Origin of the sequence: Nitrosospira sp. Nsp18, from assembly GCF_900103145.1 — a bacterium.
Classification (GTDB): Bacteria; Pseudomonadota; Gammaproteobacteria; order Burkholderiales; family Nitrosomonadaceae; genus Nitrosospira.
The window spans coordinates 40,631-59,691 of record NZ_FMWY01000002.1 but is presented as its reverse complement, the minus strand read 5'-3'; the positions used below and the strand labels follow the sequence as shown (position 1 = coordinate 59,691).

The window sequence follows — 19,061 nt, the reverse complement described above, 5'->3', positions numbered from 1 at the left end:
GCCAGCGATTTCATTTCCTCACTTTCTGATCAAGATATTTCTGCCAAATATCCTTGACTGAACTCCCTTCGTCGGTCACCCAATGCGCGGGGCCACGAACGGAATTACTCCTGAAACCTAGCTGGAGAAGTAACTCTTGAGCAAGATTGCTCATAGAGTATCGCTGACCGTTATAGACCAGATTATTCTCAGAAATAATTGCAGAAAATTTCTGCACCCGATTTCCCTGATAGTCAATGAGGTACAAATTCTGCCCGTTTTGTAGAAAATTCTCTTTAATCAATAGAGCCAAGTCGGACTTTGGAGCTTTGGATCGCGCATTGCCTGCGAGCTCGTGAGCTTTCAATTCTTTAAAAGGCCATCGGCTCAAAGGTATAGTTCCGCTGCTCTCGGAATTTTGGGCTGTGGATTCTTCTAATTCAGCATCAAGATTTTTTTGATTTACTATATTAATTTCATGATCAATATCAAGCAGACGACGAAGGGTTGAATTCGGTGTATCAACAAATGGTCGGGCATATTTTTGCAAATGCGCAAACACATCATCATCAATTTCAATGAATTCCATGACATACTTCCTTTCTTAATTAAGAAAGGATAAGAATAATATAAGAATGAGATATAAGTCAAGAATAAGAATAGGCAAATTTTGAGTTTAACCTTTCAAACCTCGCGAAAGCCGCCGCCATCACACCGTGGCTCAGGCTTCTATTTTTGCTGAGGTTGATGTCCAGACCCGCAATGAATCTCCCCTCCTGTCACCACGTTGTTCGGATTTGTCGCTACGCTTCCCTACCGTATCCGCCAACTGCATAAATCAAAAATCTAAAATCTACAGGGTCAAAATCTACAGGGTCAGCTCAGACTCCATTGATCATAAGATAATGCGCTTGTTTGACAAAAATCTATAGGGTCAGGCTTGTCTGACATTTTATACTCCGCCCGTCACGCGAGCTTGTTGGTATCCACCTCATACATGCTTCTCTTTCGCCTTCTGCTGGGGCCGATACCATAGTTAGCCTCTGTGCTGACGCTATCGGCATTCTTCTTGTCCTGCGTTAAAATAAAAAGGACCTTATAGAGAAAGAAACATCATGACAAAAAATGATAAAAAAAATGAGATGGTCGATCATTCCTTTGAAAATGTCGGCAACTTATTATCCAATCAATCTGTTCTGGGCGAACCTGAACCTTGGGAAAAGTGGGAAACCCAGCTCTGCTTGTGGAGCATAGGCATCGGTATCGCGGGACTCGTAATCCTGGGTGTTCTAGTAGATCTGTTCCTGCTCCCCGCATAAACGAATGAAAGCCGATCTGGAGGTCCGGTTGGTGCATGATGGCATCAACTGGATCGCATACCACCAAAGTTTCGAAGCTTGTGGCGAGACCTTGCTCGAACTGGACCAGGAAATGACCAGATGCCTGCTGGATAGGCAATTATTCCCCGAGAATAGTCACGTTACCGTATTCATGATGTTTGACTATAACTGTATCCCGACCTGGATACGGCAGTACGCCTCTCATTACTTCAACCGCTACATCCGGTTGGATTTGAAATCACCGATATCGGCAGCGCAATAATCGGAGCAGGAAATAAGTGAAATGAACAGAAAGTGGTATTCCGGCATGGCGAGAACAGAAGACTGGTGGGCGGTCTGGCTGGGGCTCACCATGTTCCTCGCAAGCGTCAGTTCGCTCTGGGGATTGGATCTAACCGGCTGGATGGCGAAACCCAACACCTGGGTATGGGGAGAATTTTCTCTTGAGGGTGTATTGAAACCCAGCGGCAAGCTGGGCTGGCATCCGACACTTTCATGGCTGGTAACCTATCTGGTATTTACCACGCTGACTTGTGTGGCGGCATGGGCGATGAAATTCGATCTAAAACGGTTCCTGGCGGGATGGACCGTGCTTTTTGTAATGACCTGGATAATATGGATCATTGGACAGGAAGCACATTTCAAGGTGTCTGTTAATGAGTTCGCCAAATTTGGCTTATCCTGGGGATTGTCGCTTGGAGGTGGATTCTCTTACCTGCTGGCCCTCTTGATTGGGCTGATTATCGGAAATTTTTTTAAGGGCACTGCCGGGTTTCTCAGTGAAGCAGCGAAACCGGAATGGTTTATCAAAACAGCAATCGTGTTCCTGGGTATAAAAATTGGTGTCATGTCCATCGAGGCGGCCGGTTTCATTACCGAGTTGGTCATGACCGGTGTTGCCGCAACCTTTGTTGCATACATGTTGTTCTGGCCCATTGTGTATGCTCTCGGTCGCAGGGTGTTCCATCTATCACGCGATGCTTCGGCCGTACTCGCTTCCGGCATTTCCATTTGCGGCGTATCGGCCGCCATTGCCACCGCCGGTGCCATTCGCGCCCGCCCGGTCATTCCAGTCGTCGTCTCGATACTGGTGGTGATCTTCGCCATGTTCGAGCTCATCATACTGCCCGGTTTTTATACCGCAATAGCCCCGAACCAGCCGATCGTTAATGGTTCTGCTCTGGGGTTGACGGTCAAAACCGACGGCGCGGATGCAGCCGCCGGAGCGATGCTCGATGAATTAATGCGGGCAAACGCCGAGGCTAATCTGGGTGTGAGATGGAAGGAAGGCTGGATTTTAATGGCTTCGCTGACCACTAAAATCTGGATCGATATGTTTGTTGGCGTTTGGGCTTTTGTATCGGCGCTTGTATGGGTATACAAGGTGGAGCGTCAACCTGGGCAATCCAAAATCGGACTCATGGAAATCTGGCACCGATTTCCTAAATTCGTATTGGGCTACCTTCTGATGTGGTTTTCATATATCGCCATTGCTTCCAGCGGGCCGGAAATTGCCAAAACTTTGCATGAAGCTGCGACCCCCGGTGGAAGGGTCCATGCGTACCATGATGTTCATGCTGACTTTCCTCAGCATTGGTGTCATAACCGATTTCAGCAAACTCAGGGGAATGGGCAAACTGGCACTCCTTTATGCAATTGCCTTGTTCGGGATCATTGCGCCGATTGCTTATGGCGTTGCCTGGATATTTCATCGCGGCATGATGCCGCCTACTCTTTAACAATGCTGCAGAGAGTGGGATCTATCGCCATTTTTTTTCAAGTGACTGGTTGGCTGACGCAAGAATAGGTCAGATAAGAATGAAAGGAACGGTGTTGCGAATTGCATCACCAAGTTCCTTCGCATTTAATAATGCAACCGGCGTACTGCTTGGGAATATCCGGACATGCGGTTTGGCGCGCTCAAATAATACCATCGCCAAAGCATCATCATCGAAACGCGAACGGTATACCATTCCATGCGGCTCACTCGCGTGGTCATGGATTGCTTTCGCTAACGCCTGCGGGTAGGTGTAATCGCCGCCCGCAAGCTCTGCCAGGTTAAGCCGAAGTGTTTGAGCCCCGTCACCATGAATGGCAACGAGCCTTAACTTGAGGGTGTCCAGTAGCAACTGTACCGCCGATCAGTTGTTGTAGTCAGCGGAGGGGATCTTTAGATCGGGACGGTCGCGAACAATCGTCTCAAAAAAACAGGTTTTAAAGTTGCGGGCACAGTAAAGGGTGCCGAAGCTTTGATCAGGCGAATCAAAACGATAAGTACCTGCCGCACGAAAACCAGGTTCGCTGCTCGAATACAAGGTTTTACAGATTCGAAAAAAAGCCGCCTCTGTAAAAGTGTGTAGCGGCAATGTGGCAGGAAAAGAAGCTGGCAGGCCCTTCATCAATCCGCTTCCGCCGCCAAAAGGCGAGCCACTCGCGTCACCTCGTCCAGCTTTCCTTCGCGAAGCAAATTCAACGGTGCTTCACCTTTCAGCAAAGGCTCCGGTTGCTTGAAAAACAGATATTGCGCCCAGGGATCAAAAGAGGACAGTGCTTTCAAGACATCGGGCATGACCGGGACAAGCGCATCTTCAAACTGCCACGAAGGATACCGATAGCCGCGCTTCCCCGCCTCAAGCGCTAAAGCCCGCCCTGATTTCCGGCGGTTGTTAAGGGCTTCACGGCTCATGCTCATCCGGCTCGCTGCTTCATCAGACGTCAGCATTTCATCGCTGGACCAGGTTTCCTGCTTGAAACGACTGCCTTCCCTTTCGGCAGTAGCAATACCTCCACCTACGGGCCGGAGTGTTGTCCAGTCAATCGTTGTGCCGGGCTCCGACGTATGTGTCTCCCGACTGGGTAACGAAAACTTTTCGGTAGTGGCGGCTCCTGTACGTTGAAGCGTGTCAGCCACGACCTCCTGAACTATTTCATTGACCAGGTTAACCATGTGATCATTCAACGCGCGCGAGAATTTGGTCGCTTCTTTCGGAAACAAATCATTCACTATCTCATCGAGACTTTCCTGTCCTTGTTGCATGGTTTTGGTTGGCATGTTGATTTCCTCCTGACGACGTACAAGTTTACACCGCTGATCAAGTTCGTCAAGTTCGTCAAGCGTTTTCAATTGCTCTTGGCAATTGTGCCGCCACAATCCCCTATCGTGCGGTAGCGTACCGATAACACCCAGGGGTGTGTGTATCGTTTCTACAGAAGCATGTTGAAGCTCATACTTTTATCGACTACCACAACTACCTCTTGGGAGATTGAAATGAAAAAACTTATATCAACCGTTATTCTCACCGCCTTCACGGCTGTTTGCAGCTTCAGCGCAGTCGCTGGATCGGATGGATCCGACAAGAACAAGGACACAAAATCTTATCAAGATACAAAATCTTCTCAAGATACAAAATCTTCTCAAGATAAGAAGGATGGAGACAAGTATGGGAAGCAGCCAAGCTCGACCTCTGAGGTCATGAAAGAACAGTTTCCCAAGGATTTATCGCCGGGAGAGAAATACGAATACAGGGATCAGGAAGTAATGGACAAGAAGCCATATAAGAAATAATAGTGTCTACGGTTTCTTGATGAGTTTTTAAGATCGGGAATCGCAACCGGGAACCTTCGGGGGCGAGCGTAACCCATCAGGCGAGACGGGGTTAGTCATTACACCGATCTCGCCTTCCAGGACAGGCTGAAGGAGTGCCGATGGCTTGCTCGATAAGCCGTAATGGGATTGTCGGGATAACGCCAAAGCTCGTTCTTGAAGCTATTTAAACCCGCCTGGGCGACGTTCGGCTCAAATTCCCGATGCGGTTCCTGCTGATCAGTTTGGTAGCGTGAGCCACACCTCGTGGGAGAAGAAAATCGAGGGAAGGTAGCACTATTTCAACATTGCCCTCTCTTGCAGAAACCGAAGCCGCGTCTCCTCTTCTTTTTTTACCTGCTCGATCTCTCGCAAGACATCGCGAACGTCTGCCTGCCGGTTATCAACCTCTATACGGCCAGTGAGGGGCGTATCAGGGCGAAGCAACCCGGACTGATACAGGGCCCAGATTTCCTTGCCGTACTGGGTAGTGGCAAGCTGGGGCGCAAAGGTGCTAAAAAATGTCGTCAGGTTGGCGACGTCACGCTCGAGCATCGCGCTGGCGTTATTGTTACCTGCCGCGTCGACAGCCTGAGGCAAATCGATAATGACGAGTCCGCCGCTGTCGACCAGGATATTATATTCAGACAGGTCACCATGAATGACCCCCGCGCACAGCATGAGGACAACCTGGTGAAGCAGTTTTGCATAATAGTCCAGCGCCAGCTCTTCATTGAGCTCCACATCGTGGAGCCGGGGCGCTGCATTGCCCTCCGCATCCATCACCAGTTCCATTAGCAGCACGCCTTCGAAACAGCCATAAGGTTGTGGCACCCGCACCCCGGCGGCGCCAAGACGATATAGCGCATCGACCTCGGCGTTTTGCCACACTTCTTCCTGCATCTTACGCCCGTACCGCGAACCTTTCGCCATGGCGCGCGCCTGCCGGCTATTTTTTACCTTACGGCCTTCCTTGTAGGAAGCGGCTTGTCGAAAGCTGCGTTGATGCGCTTCCTTATATACCTTCGCACAGCGAGTATCGCCACCGCACTTGACCACGTAGATGATGGCCTCTTTGCCGCTCATGAGCTGGCGGACTACCATGTCCACCAGCCCCTCTTCAACGAGTGGCTTGATTCTGTTCGGGGTCTTCATAGGTCTGCTGGCTCGGTTGGAGAAAGGTAATACCGTACGCGTCGAGGGTCAAAGGTTATAACAAGAGACAGGCCGCATTTCTTCCACGTCTCATGCCGGCACGAGTGAAACCGCGGCTTATTTCCTTATTATCCCAAATGCGAAATAAAAACCCCCAATTATTTGATGGTCATCTTTGGTGCGATGTCATAAGAACGTTTTTTTAGATGATTTGGCTAACATTTCATCCAGCACTTCATGAACAAAATATTCAATTCCTGCTGCACCTGAACTACGCGGTCCTGCCACATTCAGTATTGCAATCGAGTTTGTTTCGAAGAAAATCCTGATCCATTCAGGCCACTCATTGCAGCGAAAAACATGCAAGCAAGGCCGACTGATTTTCTGAGCCCATTCCTGTGTAAACCGTGATCCGCCAGTGAGTTCCGCCGCTGGCGTGATGATCAGCGTGGCATCGCTGTCGCGCACGTTCCATTTTGTACGCTGCCGGTAGTCGCGCTGCGGCGTTTCGTGCAGGCAATACAAATTGGGGATCACCCCGTCTTCTGCGCGCCGCCCAGCCGGGCACCAGCCGCCCTGTTGGATATTGTTCGCTATAGCCCAATCCAGCGCGGCGCGGTCGGCGCCCGTCTGCCCACCGGATATGATTCTTTGAATCACTGCACTTCAGCTCGTCTTGAGCTTAACCGAAAAATTCGCAATTCCAATCTTGAAGAGCAATTTAGCCGCTGAATCAAGTGTCCTGAATTCGCGGGTTTCACGCTTTCCTGTTTCCAGGGGTTTGCCATCAATCACAACCATATAACCATCGGACATGATGGCGTAATGTACCTGCACCTGTTTTACTGCGTTAGCGTCAAGCAGAAGTTTTACTTCACGCTCTATCATGCTTTATCCCCGGTCGATAATATGGAAGTAGGGCTATGTGCGATCCAAGTCTCAAACAAGTCTTTCTGCTCGATCATCATGAGCAAATCCCCCGGTTTCACCTGTAAAAATCTGCAAAGCTTTTCCAACACCACGCGATCAAAGCTGTTCACGCGGTCATAGTAGTACCTGTCCAGCGTGGCTCGGGCGATACCCGTCGCGCGGCAAACATCGGCGACTTTAAGTCGCTTGGCTCCAAGAATGGCGGATAGTCGGCAGCTAATCATTTGGAAGGCATTATTAATCGAGGTCGATCAAATAATATCACTAATTGATCAACGATGCTCGCTCAAACCTCGTTTATTAAGCTGAGTAGGAAAAGTCAAGCATGGACTCAGCGGTACACAGCGGTACTTATCCATGGAAGCAGCTTAAATTTCTTACGGATGGCCGCGTATCGGTTATCGGTCCTACTTACACTTCGTGAAATGCAGCCTATGCGTCATGCCCGGCCACGAGTTTTTACTCTCGCATCCGCGCCCTGCATGAATAGGCGGCTATTCTTCTCCCCATTCGAATAGTCCACTCGGCCTATTGCATGGCCTGGGCCTGGAAGCCTATGTTGCACAAATGGGAATCATGAATAACCGGTAAATTAAGGGGACGATAATGAACACTTATAATTTTATAAGTAGATTGTTCGGCCTGGCGATGATAACCACCTCCATCGTCGTTGCCGCGCCCGCAGCAGCATTTACTTTTCAGGATGATCCTTCTTCGACCTGGAATGGAGACGAATTAACGGAACGAAGTATTAGCGGCAACGTTGTCACCTATCAAAACCTTTTTGCCCGGAACGATACTGCCGACCCCTTGCCGGCATTGAGCTTTGCTATTCCTTTCGCGTGGCCGAATGTTGATAATTCCACTTACCTGCCCATGCAATGGCGTAATGATTTAAATGGTTGGTTTACCGACAACTTCAACAACACTGGCACCAGCCTCACGGTCAGCTTGACTGGTCCAGCCGCTAGCACAGTGCTCATGGGGGATCTTGCCGATTTGACGGGAAGTCAACCGCTTCCATTGACTGAACCTTGCCAGAGCGGATCAGTCAGTTGTACGGACGCACCTTATCCTCCAGAAACCCGGAACTCGACTGATCTTATTCCTATTTTTTCATTAGGCGCATTTGCCCCCAACGAAACGAAACGATTTGATGTTTCGTTTACTTATTCTTTCGGTGATCAGAGAGTTGAAGCCTTACGCACCTCATTCATCGGCAACACGGTATCACCCATACCCGAGCCCGAAACATACGCTATGTTCCTGGCCGGCCTTGGTCTGCTGGGCTTCACGAAATATCGTCGCAAAAACGCTTTTTAGGTAGAGCCGACTCCTAGCCACTGAGGGGCAAAAGTCCTTTCGTGGCTTTTTCTTTTTTTACGCTTGAGATGTAACATACGTCTACTTTCGATCTCCCAAACTCCATTACTCCTGATTTTGAATCCACTGAAAATCTTCCTGTTTCTGGTTCCTGCTTTGGCTGGTTGCGCTTCGACAGCAGACGATCACGAACCTGTCAGGATAGAAGATGGTTCAAGCGTTTATTCCCTTACAAGCTTATACGACGGCAGCCCGGAATCAAGGCAAAGGGCTGCCGAATGGCTGGATATCGATGCCAAAAATCTGTGCATGTCTGAATATACGCTTCTTTCTGAGGAATCGATTCCGACCTTCAATCGGATTGGTGCGGTGATATCCTCGCGCCTGGTGTGGGAAATAAAATGCCATGGTACCGGGGGAGAGCCGCCGCCAGGTTAAGGCCGCCTCGCTTCTCCCGTGCGGTAGCGCACTGAATGGGGGAATGAACATGACGTATCGTTTGTACACAGCAATATTGCTGGCGAGATCAAGGAGCACGTGATGAATTATCTTTCAACATCGGAAAAGGGGGCTGCGCATTCTTTGTCTTCCGTCGGGGTGGCACTAAGTATCGCCGGGTTGATGCTGGCCTTTTTTGCATCGAATTTGGTTCACGCCCAGCAAGGGCCCATGGACAGCCCCGTGCCTGGGCAATCTGCGGGTGATCAATACAAGCGCGGCGAGACGCCCACGGGGCAGGAATACGGTGTTATCAAAAAAGGCGAGCCCCATAAAAGTGACGCGGCAACAAAAAAAGAGGATCGCAAAGGAAGCAGGGACGAAATGAAAAACGAGCCCAAATCCGGCACGGATTCAACCGTTGATCAAGATAAAAGGGAGTATTAAGAGGGCACTGCCCCCCGACCGCCTCGGCCATTATTAATCAGCCTGGCCCTTACACACCTGAAGCTTCAAGGTCAAAATACAAGGAGATATAAAAATGATAAAAACTATTTCCGCCTCCATTATTACCTGTTTCATAGCTGTTTCCAGCTTTGGTGTTGCGGCGGGAGAAAAAGCGCCGGTTTCGGACAAAGATCGTGAGATTCACGAGCAGGTACCGGGCAAGCTGGATGGTAAGAGCCCACAAAAAATGGATAATAAATACCGCGACAAAGCTGGCCCCGGCTTAAAAAAAGATCGTGAAATCAGGTTTGCGGAAGTACCCGCCAGCGTCAGGCTTGGACAAGGGTTGGGCTGAAGTACAAATGCGATCTATGAAAATTTCTGCTGGCATATAGCTTCATGCAAATGCTATCTGTGTCATCTTGTTTTCTTTTTTTGAAAATAAAACCCGAAAGGCCGGTTATCATCTAATTCGCATACCCTGGGTAACCCGTGCGTCGCGTTGCGCTTGGTGAGCTAAGCACTACTTAACTTTTTTTTACGCCTTCTGGAAACCTCTAGGAACCTTTCCGAAGAATATGACAGCGGCAGTATGAAATCGAGATTGCCCGTAATCAAAGGCTTGCTACATAACGTCTTGCAAAAAGCCCCAGTGGACGGACGAGGGGCGATGAGGATGGAGATGGACAAGGATAAAATCATGCAATAATAATTGCCTTGTTTCCCCCGGCCTTAGGCCCGTCGACATCAATGTTCAGCAAGCATCAAGGAAACACGCTCAAAACACTTCAAGCATCGTCAATACTGGTTCTTTCCAGCGCTGTTGTACTTGCTCTCTTTTTATGGCAGGGGCATAAGGGCTTCAACCTGTGGGACGAGGGTTATCTCTGGTACGGCGCGCAGCGCGTGATGCTGGGCGAAGTACCCATCCGGGATTTCATGTCCTACGATCCTGGCCGTTATTACTGGTCTGCCTCGCTCATGAGCTTGTGGGGCGACAACGGCATTATGGCTTTGCGTGGCGCGGTGGCGGTTTTTCAAGTGATTGGACTATTCGCCGGCTTGCTTCTGATCGCTCGAAGTACTAAAAGCCAGAGCTTGGTCTACCTGTTGCTTGCGGCAGGTACGCTTGCGCTATGGATGTTTCCGCGCCATAAGCTGTTCGATATTTCACTGTCCATTCTGCTGATCGGTGGGTTGACCTTCCTGATTCGCAATCCAACCGGCATGCGTTATTTTTTTGCTGGCGCATGTGTAGGCCTGGTAGCTGTTTTTGGCCGCAATCATGGCGTATATGGTGTCATGGGTAGTCTTGGCGTCATGACCTGGCTAACAATCAGGCGAGTGGATCAGCCAGGATTTATCAAGGGGTCCATGCTCTGGGCTGCGGGCGTAATCGTTGGCTTTGCCCCCGTGCTTCTCATGGTGTGGCTAGTGCCGGGTTTTGCGATCGCCTTTTGGAAAAGCATCCTCTTCCTGTTCGAAGTCAAGGCCACTAATCTTCCTTTGCCTATTCCCTGGCCGTGGACAGTGCCATTCGGCTCGGCATCTGTCGGCGAAGCGATTCGTGGAGTACTGGTCGGCCTTTTTTTTATCGGGACAATCACATTTGGTGTCATTACAATCGCATGGGTGACCTGGGAAAAATTCCGTCAAAATGCGGTTGCGCCAGTGCTGGTTGCAACCGCATTTCTGGCGCTGCCTTACGCGCATTATGCTTATTCCCGCGCTGATGTCGGTCATCTCGCACAGGGCATTTTTCCATTATTGGTGGGCTGTCTGGCGCTGCTGGCCGCGCAACCCGCCAGGATCAAGTGGCCTTCGATATTCTTGCTGGGCGGAGCAAGTCTATGGGTGATGCTTGTCTTTCATCCAGGCTGGCAATGTGACACCAGCAAGCACTGCGTGAATATCGAAGTTTCCGGCAGCGAGCTGAACGTTACTCCAGATATAGCGGGCGATGTCCGCCTGCTTCGAAAGCTCGCTGATGAATATGCGCCACATGATCGAAGCTTTGTTGCCACCCCTTTTTGGCCCGGAGCCTATCCACTGCTGGCAAGAAAATCTCCCATGTGGGAGATCTATGCGCTGTTTCCGCGAGATGAAGTTTATCAACAACTGGAGATCGAACGCATCCGCGCCGCTGATCCCGGCTTTATTTTGATATACGATCTGCCGCTCGATGGGCGAGAGGAGTTGCGTTTCCGTAATACACATCCGCTAATCCATCAGTACATCCTGGATAACTTCGAGCTGTTGCCCGGCTCGACGGATCCCGCCTACCAGATTTATAAATCGGCGTAATCAGACCCGAAGTGGTCTGTGCAATATCGTACATATTGATTGGGCCATTTCCGCTATGGTGGTTGGGTAAGCCGTACACTTTTGTGCGAGGAGGTGACCCTTTACAGGTTCTTTTTCCCCGATGGGCGTGCGTGGAATCATCGCGTTTCTCCCCGTGCATCGGGGGCGGGCAAGAGGAAGAGGATGACGTCGTGAATATCAAGCAAGCATGGAATCTGGTCAGCGCTTCTTTTTCATCATGGCTCGATGATTATGCACCGAGCATGGGCGCTGCATTGGCTTACTACACTATGTTTTCGATAGCGCCGCTGCTGCTGATCGTGATTTCGACCGCGGGGCTTGTCTTCGGCGAAGATGCGGTGCGCGGCGAAATTTTTGGTCAATTACGCGGATTGATGGGCGAACAGGGAGCCGAGGCCGTGCAGAGCTTGCTTAAAAGCGTCAGTAAGCCGGAAGAGGGTGCGGCTGGGACGATTATTGGAATAGTACTGCTCGTAATCGGCGCAACAACCGTGTTCGGCGAATTACAGGACGCATTCGATCGTATCTGGCGTGCCCCCGGAAAAGATAAAAAAGGAGGTATTTGGACGCTGATCAGGTCGCGCTTGCTGTCTTTTGGCGTTGTACTTGGAATCGGTTTTTTACTGATGGTTTCGCTTGTGTTCAGCGCCGCGGTGGCGGCATTGGGAAAGTGGTGGGGACCTTTATTTTCCGATCTCGAAATGCTGGCGACCGTGGTAAATTTTATTTTCAGCCTGGCTGTTACGATCGTAGCGTTCGCGATGCTTTACAAATTTATGCCAAAGGTCAAAATACACTGGCGGGATGTTTGGGCAGGGGCGACCGTGACGGCGCTGCTGTTTACCGTGGGCAAGCTATTGATCGGTCTCTATATCGGGAAAAGCGCCATTAGCTCAGGATTTGGCGCTGCGGGGTCGCTCGTGGTTGTGCTGGTGTGGGTTTATTACTCGGCTCAGATTTTTCTACTCGGGGTTGAGTTCACCTGGATATATTCTCATACTCACGGATCACGAAAAAACCGGCTACTCTCTAATGCTGGCGCTGAAGTTGCGCCGCACAGAAGCAATTCCATGGAAAACCAGGATAACCGGCTATATCGGTAAATGTTCAGTACTGCCCGATGCTGCGCTCGCCCTGATATCCGATTTGGGTAAGAGAACTTAATAGCTCGGAGGTTTGGCCGACGCTGTTGGTGAGTTCAAAATTCGCTTCAGTCCGTTTTCGGGCTGCCTTTCCCATTTCTATCCGCGCGGATTCATCCGACATCATGGTTACGATATTATTTGCCATGCCGTTCAGGTCGCCAACGCCGTTCAGCAATCCGGTGCGTCCTACCTCGACAATGTCGATTACGCCACCGACATTTGTTGCGATTACCGGCAGCCCCGATGCCATTGCTTCTATTATTGCAAGAGGCATCGCTTCGGAATAAGAAGTCGAAACCACAAGATCGAGAGAGGAATAAACCTGAGGCATATCACTTTGAAGGCCGGCCATGTGAACATAACCATTCAGACCCATATTATCGATGTCATCCTTCAGTTTCTGCCGCATGGGCCCATCGCCCACGAGCACAAAATGATATTTTTCACATTTCTTATGGACCATGCTGGCAACTTGTACAAATACTTCCGGACCTTTTTCATGTGACAAGCGCCCTATAAATCCAATGAGTGGGGTTGCAGGGGAAACATTAATAATGGAATGGAGATAATCCGTCTTGGCCATAGGATGGAAAATTTCCGTATCAACTCCATTTGCAATAAACCGCAATTTACTCGCCGGAACGCCGAGGTTCAATGCATGAAAATAGGCCGATTTCGCAACTACGCAGATATGGGTCTGCATCAGCTTATGCACTTCAAAATCACGTATATGCAGATAGCGGCCATGAATTGTTGCCAATGCTGGCCTCTCGGTTATCCTGCCCAGGATACCTGCGAGCAAATGCGCATTGGGAAGGTGCGCATGTATGACGTCTATGGCCTCGGCGCGTATCAGGCTAACCCCAAGCTGGAGGGATTGCCACTCAGGCTCATCAGTCATGGGCGTCGTATGGACACTGCAACCAATATCGCGCAGTTGAGCGGTAAAGCGGCTCTCGGCTATACACAAGCAAGTGACATGAAATGCATCGCCGGGCAAACGCTGTAGCAGCCGCAGGACGTAATTTTCCATTCCGCCGACGATGGAGCCTCCAATAATCTGGAGCAGGTTAATCGGCCGTTCCGTAGTGGATATTATTTTCATGTCAATTTATCCCCAGCCAGGCGGCCGCTGTCCCCCCCATAATTCGTTGGCGGCTGCGTTTGTCTATATCGAGGCGCTCCAGCAAGTCTGAAACGTCACTGATGCGGCTTTTAATCAACTCGCCGCTACATGGCAAAAATACATCGCTGCCGAATTGCAACAATTCGGGTGTCAGGACCGCGATTGCCTTTCTCAGCACTTCCAGACGGTAAACCGGAGGCGCACCAAATGAAACGTCGAAGCGAAACTGGCTGTTATCAGGTGGCACGCCATTAATAAGATCAATCAAACCGACAGCATTTGCCTCATCGGACCATGGCCATCCGAGGTGAGCCAGGGTAACGCGTAAATCCGGATGATCCCGTACAGCTTCATAAAACGCGGGGCGGCAGAAACGGCCGGATTTTCCATCAATGAAAATTCCGCTATGAAACAGGATCGGTATTTTCAGGCGGGATGCCGCTTCATAAATGCGATGTGCGCAATCATCATAGGGGTACCAGCCCGCAGGAACCATTTTTAGACCGGTAAGGCCAAGGTCATGCGCCTGGCGCAAATCTTCAGATGCATTGTCGAGCGAAGGATTGACCACTGCGAATCCGATCAATCTGTCCCTGTGGTGGGCGATGAGCCGGGCGAGATACTGGTTGGCGGACCGTAGCGTGGTCCTGTCATGCAGCGAATAATTTCCGCTTAAAAATGGCGCAAGTAAAATTGCCTTGTCGACTGCCGCCGCATCCAGGGCCTGTAGAACATCGTCTACCTGTTCTTCGCCAGAACAATGGATGTGGGCGTCTATTATCATGTTTAGAAATAAGTCACGGCTATTCCGCCACGCAAATTTTCTCTATGGGTCTCAGTTGCTTGACTGACTCCGCCGCTTTTTTTCCCGCCAGAAAAGCGTGATCGGAGTTGTAATATTCCCACTCGCTGTAGCGGCCAGCGAGGATAATATCGTGTTCCGAAAGCCATCCTTTGATCGTTTCAACGTTTTGTTTTCTGACGTGATCATATACGACGTAAGCATATGGCATATCAATCGTGTTTGCAGTCACCAGTTTATCGCCGCGAGTCAATATTCCGACGTTGATGCAATCCTCTACGCACCGGTCGATCAGCGCCTGCCCCTCTACTGGAAGCGGTTTGGCTGGCGAGTAGGATATTTCGCACGTAAGGCCGAATCCGCCCGGTGGATTGCAACCGGGGCTTGCATTACCCTGAAGAAAAATACGGTGGAAAATCGTATCTTCAGGATAGTAAATCCAGTGTTTGTCGGTAATGTTTTCGCGACCAATGCCGAGATTGACGCAGCGTACCGATACATGGCGCAACGCAGCCGCAGCGTTTCTGACCCGTTGAGGCGCGTCGTCGCCTATACGGTGGATGAGCTCAGGCAACGGCATGGTACTGATCAGATTCTCATATCGATAACGCCGCCCATCGCCGAGTGTAATCAAATGCTGATCCGGTGATATGTGAACGACATCGGCATTGAGTTCAATGGCGCCCTTAATATGGGGAATAAATCCGGACATCATTGCTTGAAAACCTCCGCGCAACGGGTAGCCGAAGCGTGCATTGGGCCCCATCGGCTTGGCGACAGGACGCAGGGCCCCTTCAATGATTTCTTCCAGATCCGGCAAGGGAACGCGGCCTCCAAGCCATGACGTTTCCATTTCCGCCAAAGGCACCGTCCAAAGCTTTTTGTTGTAGGGGATGGCAAAATGTTTCGCTATACCCGAGCCCCACATCCGGTAAATGAAATCCTCGAAATTTTCCGATCTGTTTCTTGTCACGGCCGCTTCATCAGATGACGACGTTGTACCAGCTTCAAGCGTAGTTCCGTCAGCGCAACAGTCGGATAGCACTGCGGCTGCGCCATCTACCGCTTGGCAAGCGCTCGTTACCGGTTTGGATCCCGAATTCTTCAAGGCACCATAGCGTGATTCGATTGCCCCAACAATACAGTCTTTGATTACAGCGGGCGGCAGGCCGTGCAGTGCGCCCTGGAAGGGATAACGAGTATGGACACCTTTGCTGTAGACCCAGGCTTCACGATTCTGCCAGTGGACGTTGTTGCCAAGTAAAATCTTGTAGAGCTGGTGGACATAGGCATCGTTCGAAAACATGATGTGTCCAGCGTGATCAAAGGTAAAGCCCTTGTCCTCGATCGACCGGCACCATCCCCCGACTGTCGGGTTCTTGTCCAGCAACAGGGTCTCTTCGTCAAGGTGATAGGCAGCGCTCAGCCCGGTGGGGCCCGCACCGATAATGACGCATTTTTTGTTTTCCGCCAACGCTGGCTGAACAATGTGGCGAATAGGCATATTCAGTTCTACCTGTGACCGTGCAATGCCCATCGACTCTTCTTTCTGTGCACTCGCGAGTTGCATCAGCTCGTGCATTTTTTCCGCCGTCCTATTCCAGGACGTTGCCGAAACCATTTCTCTCATCCTGACAACCGTTCGTTTATGCTCTTCAGGCGTGGTCAGTAACGCATTCTCACAGGCTTTGATAAAGGCCTGCGGCGTTTCCGCGATTGTTACCACCTCCCCATAAAGCGCCACAACGTCAGTGACCGCCGTGCTCACTATAGGCAGTTCGGCTGTCATGTACTCGAGCGTTTTCGTGGGGCTTATAAAACGGGTCGATTCGTTCAGTGCAAACGGTAGTAGACAGACATTCCAGCCAGCCAGAAAATGTGGCAGCCCTTTGTACGATTGCTGCCCCAAATAATGGATATTATGACGACGTGGTAGCGTGGATGGATCTATTTTTACGATCGGTCCGACAAGAATGATGTGCCACTGTGGATGTGCATCAGCAACTCGCCCGATGAGTTCTGTATCGAGACGCTCGTCTATTACCCCATAATAGCCCAGCCTTGGCCCGGGTATATCCTCGTGTGCGGGGTGTGCATTGCTACGGTCGCGTGCCTGTTCAAAGTGCGCCGTATCGACACTGCTCGGGAAGCAGTGGACGTTTTTGTGACGCTCCCGCTTTGCACGATGAAGGCTGGGACCTCCGGTGAAAACAATGTCGGCCACTTTCAGCAATGCATTCTCGCGCTGAAGCATCTGCTTGGGAGGATTCTTGAAAGCAGCGAGCTCATCCATGCAGTCGTAAATCACCAGGGAGGGGTTTAACTCCTGCAATAACGGCAACGCCATAGGAGTGTAGAACCATGCCATATGTTCTTCATCGATACCGACCGACTGGCGCATCAGCTTGATCAGGTGCGGCAATTGCTCGTCATGAAAGCCGGGCGCCGCAACCGGCGTGTGAGGTTTGAGTACGGTTACGTTCGGGCTGGGCATGGATGTTTCGAGGAAACTGTCATGCTCATGAAAAATCGGCTCTTCAATGAAGACAATTTTGTAATTTTCCGCCAGTCTGGACAGGAGATGCTGTGGCCGTTGGTATACAAAATCCCAGCGGAGGTGGGAAAAAACAATAATGGTCGTCATTGCGGCTCCTTGGTCGTCAGGTGGGGTTTGAGTTGGAAAATGATGCGGGAAGACGCATGTAATCGAAGCGCCTTCGCGGTACGCGCGCGCGATTCGATTGATGAAAAATCGACGTGCCCATCTTTCTCTACAGCTCGCCAATCGACGCTCTCGCGCACAATCCCGATCTCAAAATCCGCAAGCAGTAAATAGTTGTCATATGCGAGTTTCGGATGCTGCGTCGAGTTATTAATGGACAAAGACAGACCTGTGCCGTTGACGTGATCCGCACCCTCATAGCCTGCTTGCCAATAGGATTGAAATATGCGGTTATTTATCATCGTCTTTCACACCATGCATATAAGATCCATCGGTCGATGTCTGTCACGCCATGCCTGAAGTCGCCTGAATCCACCTGAAGCCGATTATTGCCATTGCTCATGCTGATATCCGATCGTGCGCTGGGGCTGGACAGGGGCGATGCTGTCATGATCGAGGTTTTTATAGACGACCACTGTGCGATAACGTACATTCTTCTCAACTCAGGCATTTATAGGTTGTGGCCCAACCTTGCCCCTTATGTGAGCACAGCCGTGCACGTGCGAACTGCATGGCAACACCTGCCAATTTCCTTTAAGTCTGAAAGGGTGCTAGGGTGTAAGAACAACTTTGCGGCAGTCGTCCTCTTTCTTGTCGAAAATCTTATAGGCAGCGGCGGCTTGAGCAAGGGGCATACGGTGACTGATGATGGCATCAGGGTGTAATTTTCCCGATTCGATGTGGTCTAGCAGTTCGGGCAGAAAACGCTGTACATGAGTCTGGCCCATCTTGAATATCAAGCTTTTTTCAAAAGCGTCGCCAAACAGGAATCCATGTATGAAGCCCGCATAAACCCCGGGCACGCTGACCGTACCTCCACGGCGTACGGCAGCAATACATTGACGTAGTGCGACTCCACTGCTGCCTTCAAGCTTGAGATTGGTCATGACGGTTTCCAGCGCGCTGCCTTTCGCTTCAAAACCGATGGCGTCGATAGCAGCATCGACACCCCTGAATGAGGTATTGTCGATAATAACTTCAGCAGGATCGACCTCATCAAAATTGATGGGAAAAATGCCATATGTTTCGCGGGCAAATTCGAGCCGGTACGGATGATGGTCGACCATGAAAATTTTTTCCGCACCCAACATGCGAGCGCAGGCGGCTGCCATCAACCCGACAGGGCCGGCGCCAAAGATAGCAACACTTGATCCAGGACCGATACCGGCATTAAGTACGGCTTGATAACCGGTCGGCAGAATATCGCTCAAGAATAGGACTTGTTCGTCAGCTAGCGTTTGGGGAACCTTGATCGGGCCGACGTTGGCCTTTGGCACGCGCACATATTCCGCCTGACCGCCAGGGACGCCTCCGTACAGATGAGTATAGCCAAAGAGCGCCGCGCCTGAGCGCACGTTCTTTTTGTTCATGATTGCGCCGCGATCTGGATTCGTTGTCTCGCATGCTGAAAATAACTGCTTTTCGCAAAAGAAACATTCGCCACAGGCAATGACAAACGGCACAACTACCCGGTCACCCTTCTGTAGCGCGGTCACCTCGGATCCGGCGTCGACAACTACCCCCATAAATTCGTGGCCCAGGATATCGCCATCCTTGAGCTCGGGCATTTTCCCTCGATATAGATGTAAATCCGAGCCGCAGATCGCGGTAGCCGTAATTTTGAGAACGACGTCGTCCGGTTCCTGGAGTATCGGATCAGGTACGGTATCCACCCGAACGTCGTAACTTCCGTGATAGGTAAGCGCATGCATCCGAGTTCTCCTTCCTGGCGTTTTTCGGGAAAAA

The 19,061-nt window shown here is 50.6% G+C and carries 20 protein-coding genes and 1 pseudogene; 9 read left to right on the top strand and 12 right to left on the bottom strand.

From position 1 onward, the window contains the following. Nucleotides 1–10: 10 nt before the first annotated feature. Entirely contained in the window at nucleotides 11–568 is a 558-nt protein-coding gene (locus BLS94_RS01250; protein ID WP_090957419.1) for a hypothetical protein, read from the bottom strand. 526 nt (nucleotides 569–1,094) lie between these two features. Here BLS94_RS01250 and BLS94_RS01245 point away from each other — a divergent pair. From BLS94_RS01245 to BLS94_RS01235, 3 genes are read left to right on the top strand one after another with little or no spacing between them, the layout of a single operon-like run. Beyond that, the gene (locus BLS94_RS01245) at nucleotides 1,095–1,298 is read left to right on the top strand and encodes a hypothetical protein (RefSeq protein ID WP_090957418.1); all 204 of its coding nucleotides are present in this window, start codon (nucleotides 1,095–1,097) and stop codon (nucleotides 1,296–1,298) included. Between the two features lie 4 nt (nucleotides 1,299–1,302). Beyond that, nucleotides 1,303–1,581 (top strand): DUF5395 domain-containing protein, encoded by a 279-nt coding sequence (locus BLS94_RS01240; protein WP_090957417.1) that lies wholly within the window; start codon nucleotides 1,303–1,305, stop codon nucleotides 1,579–1,581. A 21-nt stretch (nucleotides 1,582–1,602) separates the two neighbouring features. Continuing rightward, entirely contained in the window at nucleotides 1,603–3,126 is a 1,524-nt protein-coding gene (locus BLS94_RS01235) for a putative sulfate exporter family transporter (protein ID WP_256325230.1), read from the top strand. A gap of 1 nt (nucleotide 3,127) precedes the next feature. Here BLS94_RS01235 and BLS94_RS15145 read toward each other — a convergent pair. Together BLS94_RS15145 and BLS94_RS01220 are read right to left on the bottom strand one after the other, a co-directional pair. Beyond that, nucleotides 3,128–3,718 (bottom strand): annotated as a pseudogene (locus tag BLS94_RS15145) (RES family NAD+ phosphorylase). Next, a complete protein-coding gene (locus tag BLS94_RS01220) occupies nucleotides 3,718–4,371 on the bottom strand; it encodes a hypothetical protein (protein WP_090957414.1) in 654 nt (217 codons plus the stop codon). Before BLS94_RS01220 ends, BLS94_RS15145 begins: the two are co-directional and overlap by 1 nt. Nucleotides 4,372–4,587: 216 nt before the next feature. On the opposite strand from BLS94_RS01220, the gene BLS94_RS01215 reads away from it, so the two are divergent. Further along, on the top strand, nucleotides 4,588–4,884 hold the full coding sequence (locus BLS94_RS01215; RefSeq protein WP_090957413.1) for a hypothetical protein: 297 nt from the start codon (nucleotides 4,588–4,590) through the stop codon (nucleotides 4,882–4,884). A 315-nt stretch (nucleotides 4,885–5,199) separates the two neighbouring features. Here the strand turns inward: BLS94_RS01215 and BLS94_RS01210 are convergent, their stop codons facing one another. The 4 genes from BLS94_RS01210 to BLS94_RS01195 form a co-directional block, all read right to left on the bottom strand. Next, complete coding sequence (locus BLS94_RS01210) at nucleotides 5,200–6,057, bottom strand: PA4780 family RIO1-like protein kinase (RefSeq protein ID WP_090957412.1); 858 nt, start codon at nucleotides 6,055–6,057, stop codon at nucleotides 5,200–5,202. Between the two features lie 186 nt (nucleotides 6,058–6,243). Beyond that, nucleotides 6,244–6,717 (bottom strand): putative molybdenum carrier protein, encoded by a 474-nt coding sequence (locus tag BLS94_RS01205; protein WP_072766365.1) that lies wholly within the window; start codon nucleotides 6,715–6,717, stop codon nucleotides 6,244–6,246. 6 nt (nucleotides 6,718–6,723) lie between these two features. Beyond that, a complete protein-coding gene (locus BLS94_RS01200; protein ID WP_090957411.1) occupies nucleotides 6,724–6,945 on the bottom strand; it encodes a hypothetical protein in 222 nt (73 codons plus the stop codon). Then, on the bottom strand, nucleotides 6,942–7,211 hold the full coding sequence (locus BLS94_RS01195) for a helix-turn-helix domain-containing protein (RefSeq protein ID WP_090957410.1): 270 nt from the start codon (nucleotides 7,209–7,211) through the stop codon (nucleotides 6,942–6,944). Before BLS94_RS01195 ends, BLS94_RS01200 begins: the two co-directional genes overlap by 4 nt. Nucleotides 7,212–7,620: 409 nt before the next feature. Here BLS94_RS01195 and BLS94_RS15140 point away from each other — a divergent pair, with 409 nt between their 5' ends. From BLS94_RS15140 to BLS94_RS01165, 5 genes are all read left to right on the top strand, one after another. Next, on the top strand, nucleotides 7,621–8,310 hold the full coding sequence (locus BLS94_RS15140; RefSeq protein ID WP_256325229.1) for a PEP-CTERM sorting domain-containing protein: 690 nt from the start codon (nucleotides 7,621–7,623) through the stop codon (nucleotides 8,308–8,310). Between the two features lie 540 nt (nucleotides 8,311–8,850). Further along, a complete protein-coding gene (locus BLS94_RS01180; RefSeq protein WP_090957408.1) occupies nucleotides 8,851–9,195 on the top strand; it encodes a hypothetical protein in 345 nt (114 codons plus the stop codon). 94 nt (nucleotides 9,196–9,289) lie between these two features. Then, a complete protein-coding gene (locus tag BLS94_RS01175; RefSeq protein WP_090957407.1) occupies nucleotides 9,290–9,550 on the top strand; it encodes a hypothetical protein in 261 nt (86 codons plus the stop codon). A 395-nt stretch (nucleotides 9,551–9,945) separates the two neighbouring features. Continuing rightward, nucleotides 9,946–11,499 (top strand): hypothetical protein, encoded by a 1,554-nt coding sequence (locus BLS94_RS01170; RefSeq protein WP_090957406.1) that lies wholly within the window; start codon nucleotides 9,946–9,948, stop codon nucleotides 11,497–11,499. A gap of 191 nt (nucleotides 11,500–11,690) precedes the next feature. Then, on the top strand, nucleotides 11,691–12,623 hold the full coding sequence (locus BLS94_RS01165; RefSeq protein WP_090957405.1) for a YihY/virulence factor BrkB family protein: 933 nt from the start codon (nucleotides 11,691–11,693) through the stop codon (nucleotides 12,621–12,623). Between the two features lie 4 nt (nucleotides 12,624–12,627). Here the strand turns inward: BLS94_RS01165 and BLS94_RS01160 are convergent, their stop codons facing one another. From BLS94_RS01160 to BLS94_RS01140, 5 genes are all read right to left on the bottom strand, one after another. After that, nucleotides 12,628–13,770 (bottom strand): glycosyltransferase, encoded by a 1,143-nt coding sequence (locus BLS94_RS01160; RefSeq protein ID WP_072766356.1) that lies wholly within the window; start codon nucleotides 13,768–13,770, stop codon nucleotides 12,628–12,630. A 1-nt stretch (nucleotide 13,771) separates the two neighbouring features. Continuing rightward, on the bottom strand, nucleotides 13,772–14,575 hold the full coding sequence (locus BLS94_RS01155) for an amidohydrolase family protein (protein ID WP_090957404.1): 804 nt from the start codon (nucleotides 14,573–14,575) through the stop codon (nucleotides 13,772–13,774). Between the two features lie 19 nt (nucleotides 14,576–14,594). After that, entirely contained in the window at nucleotides 14,595–17,237 is a 2,643-nt protein-coding gene (locus BLS94_RS01150; protein ID WP_090957403.1) for an NAD(P)-binding protein, read from the bottom strand. Then, nucleotides 17,234–17,557 carry a hypothetical protein gene (locus BLS94_RS01145; protein WP_090957402.1) on the bottom strand — a complete coding sequence of 108 codons (324 nt, stop codon included), beginning with the start codon at nucleotides 17,555–17,557 and terminating at the stop codon, nucleotides 17,234–17,236. Before BLS94_RS01145 ends, BLS94_RS01150 begins: the two co-directional genes overlap by 4 nt. A gap of 309 nt (nucleotides 17,558–17,866) precedes the next feature. Further along, nucleotides 17,867–19,027: a zinc-dependent alcohol dehydrogenase gene (locus tag BLS94_RS01140; RefSeq protein WP_090957401.1), complete on the bottom strand. Its 1,161-nt coding sequence runs from the start codon at nucleotides 19,025–19,027 to the stop codon at nucleotides 17,867–17,869. Nucleotides 19,028–19,061: the final 34 nt, after the last annotated feature.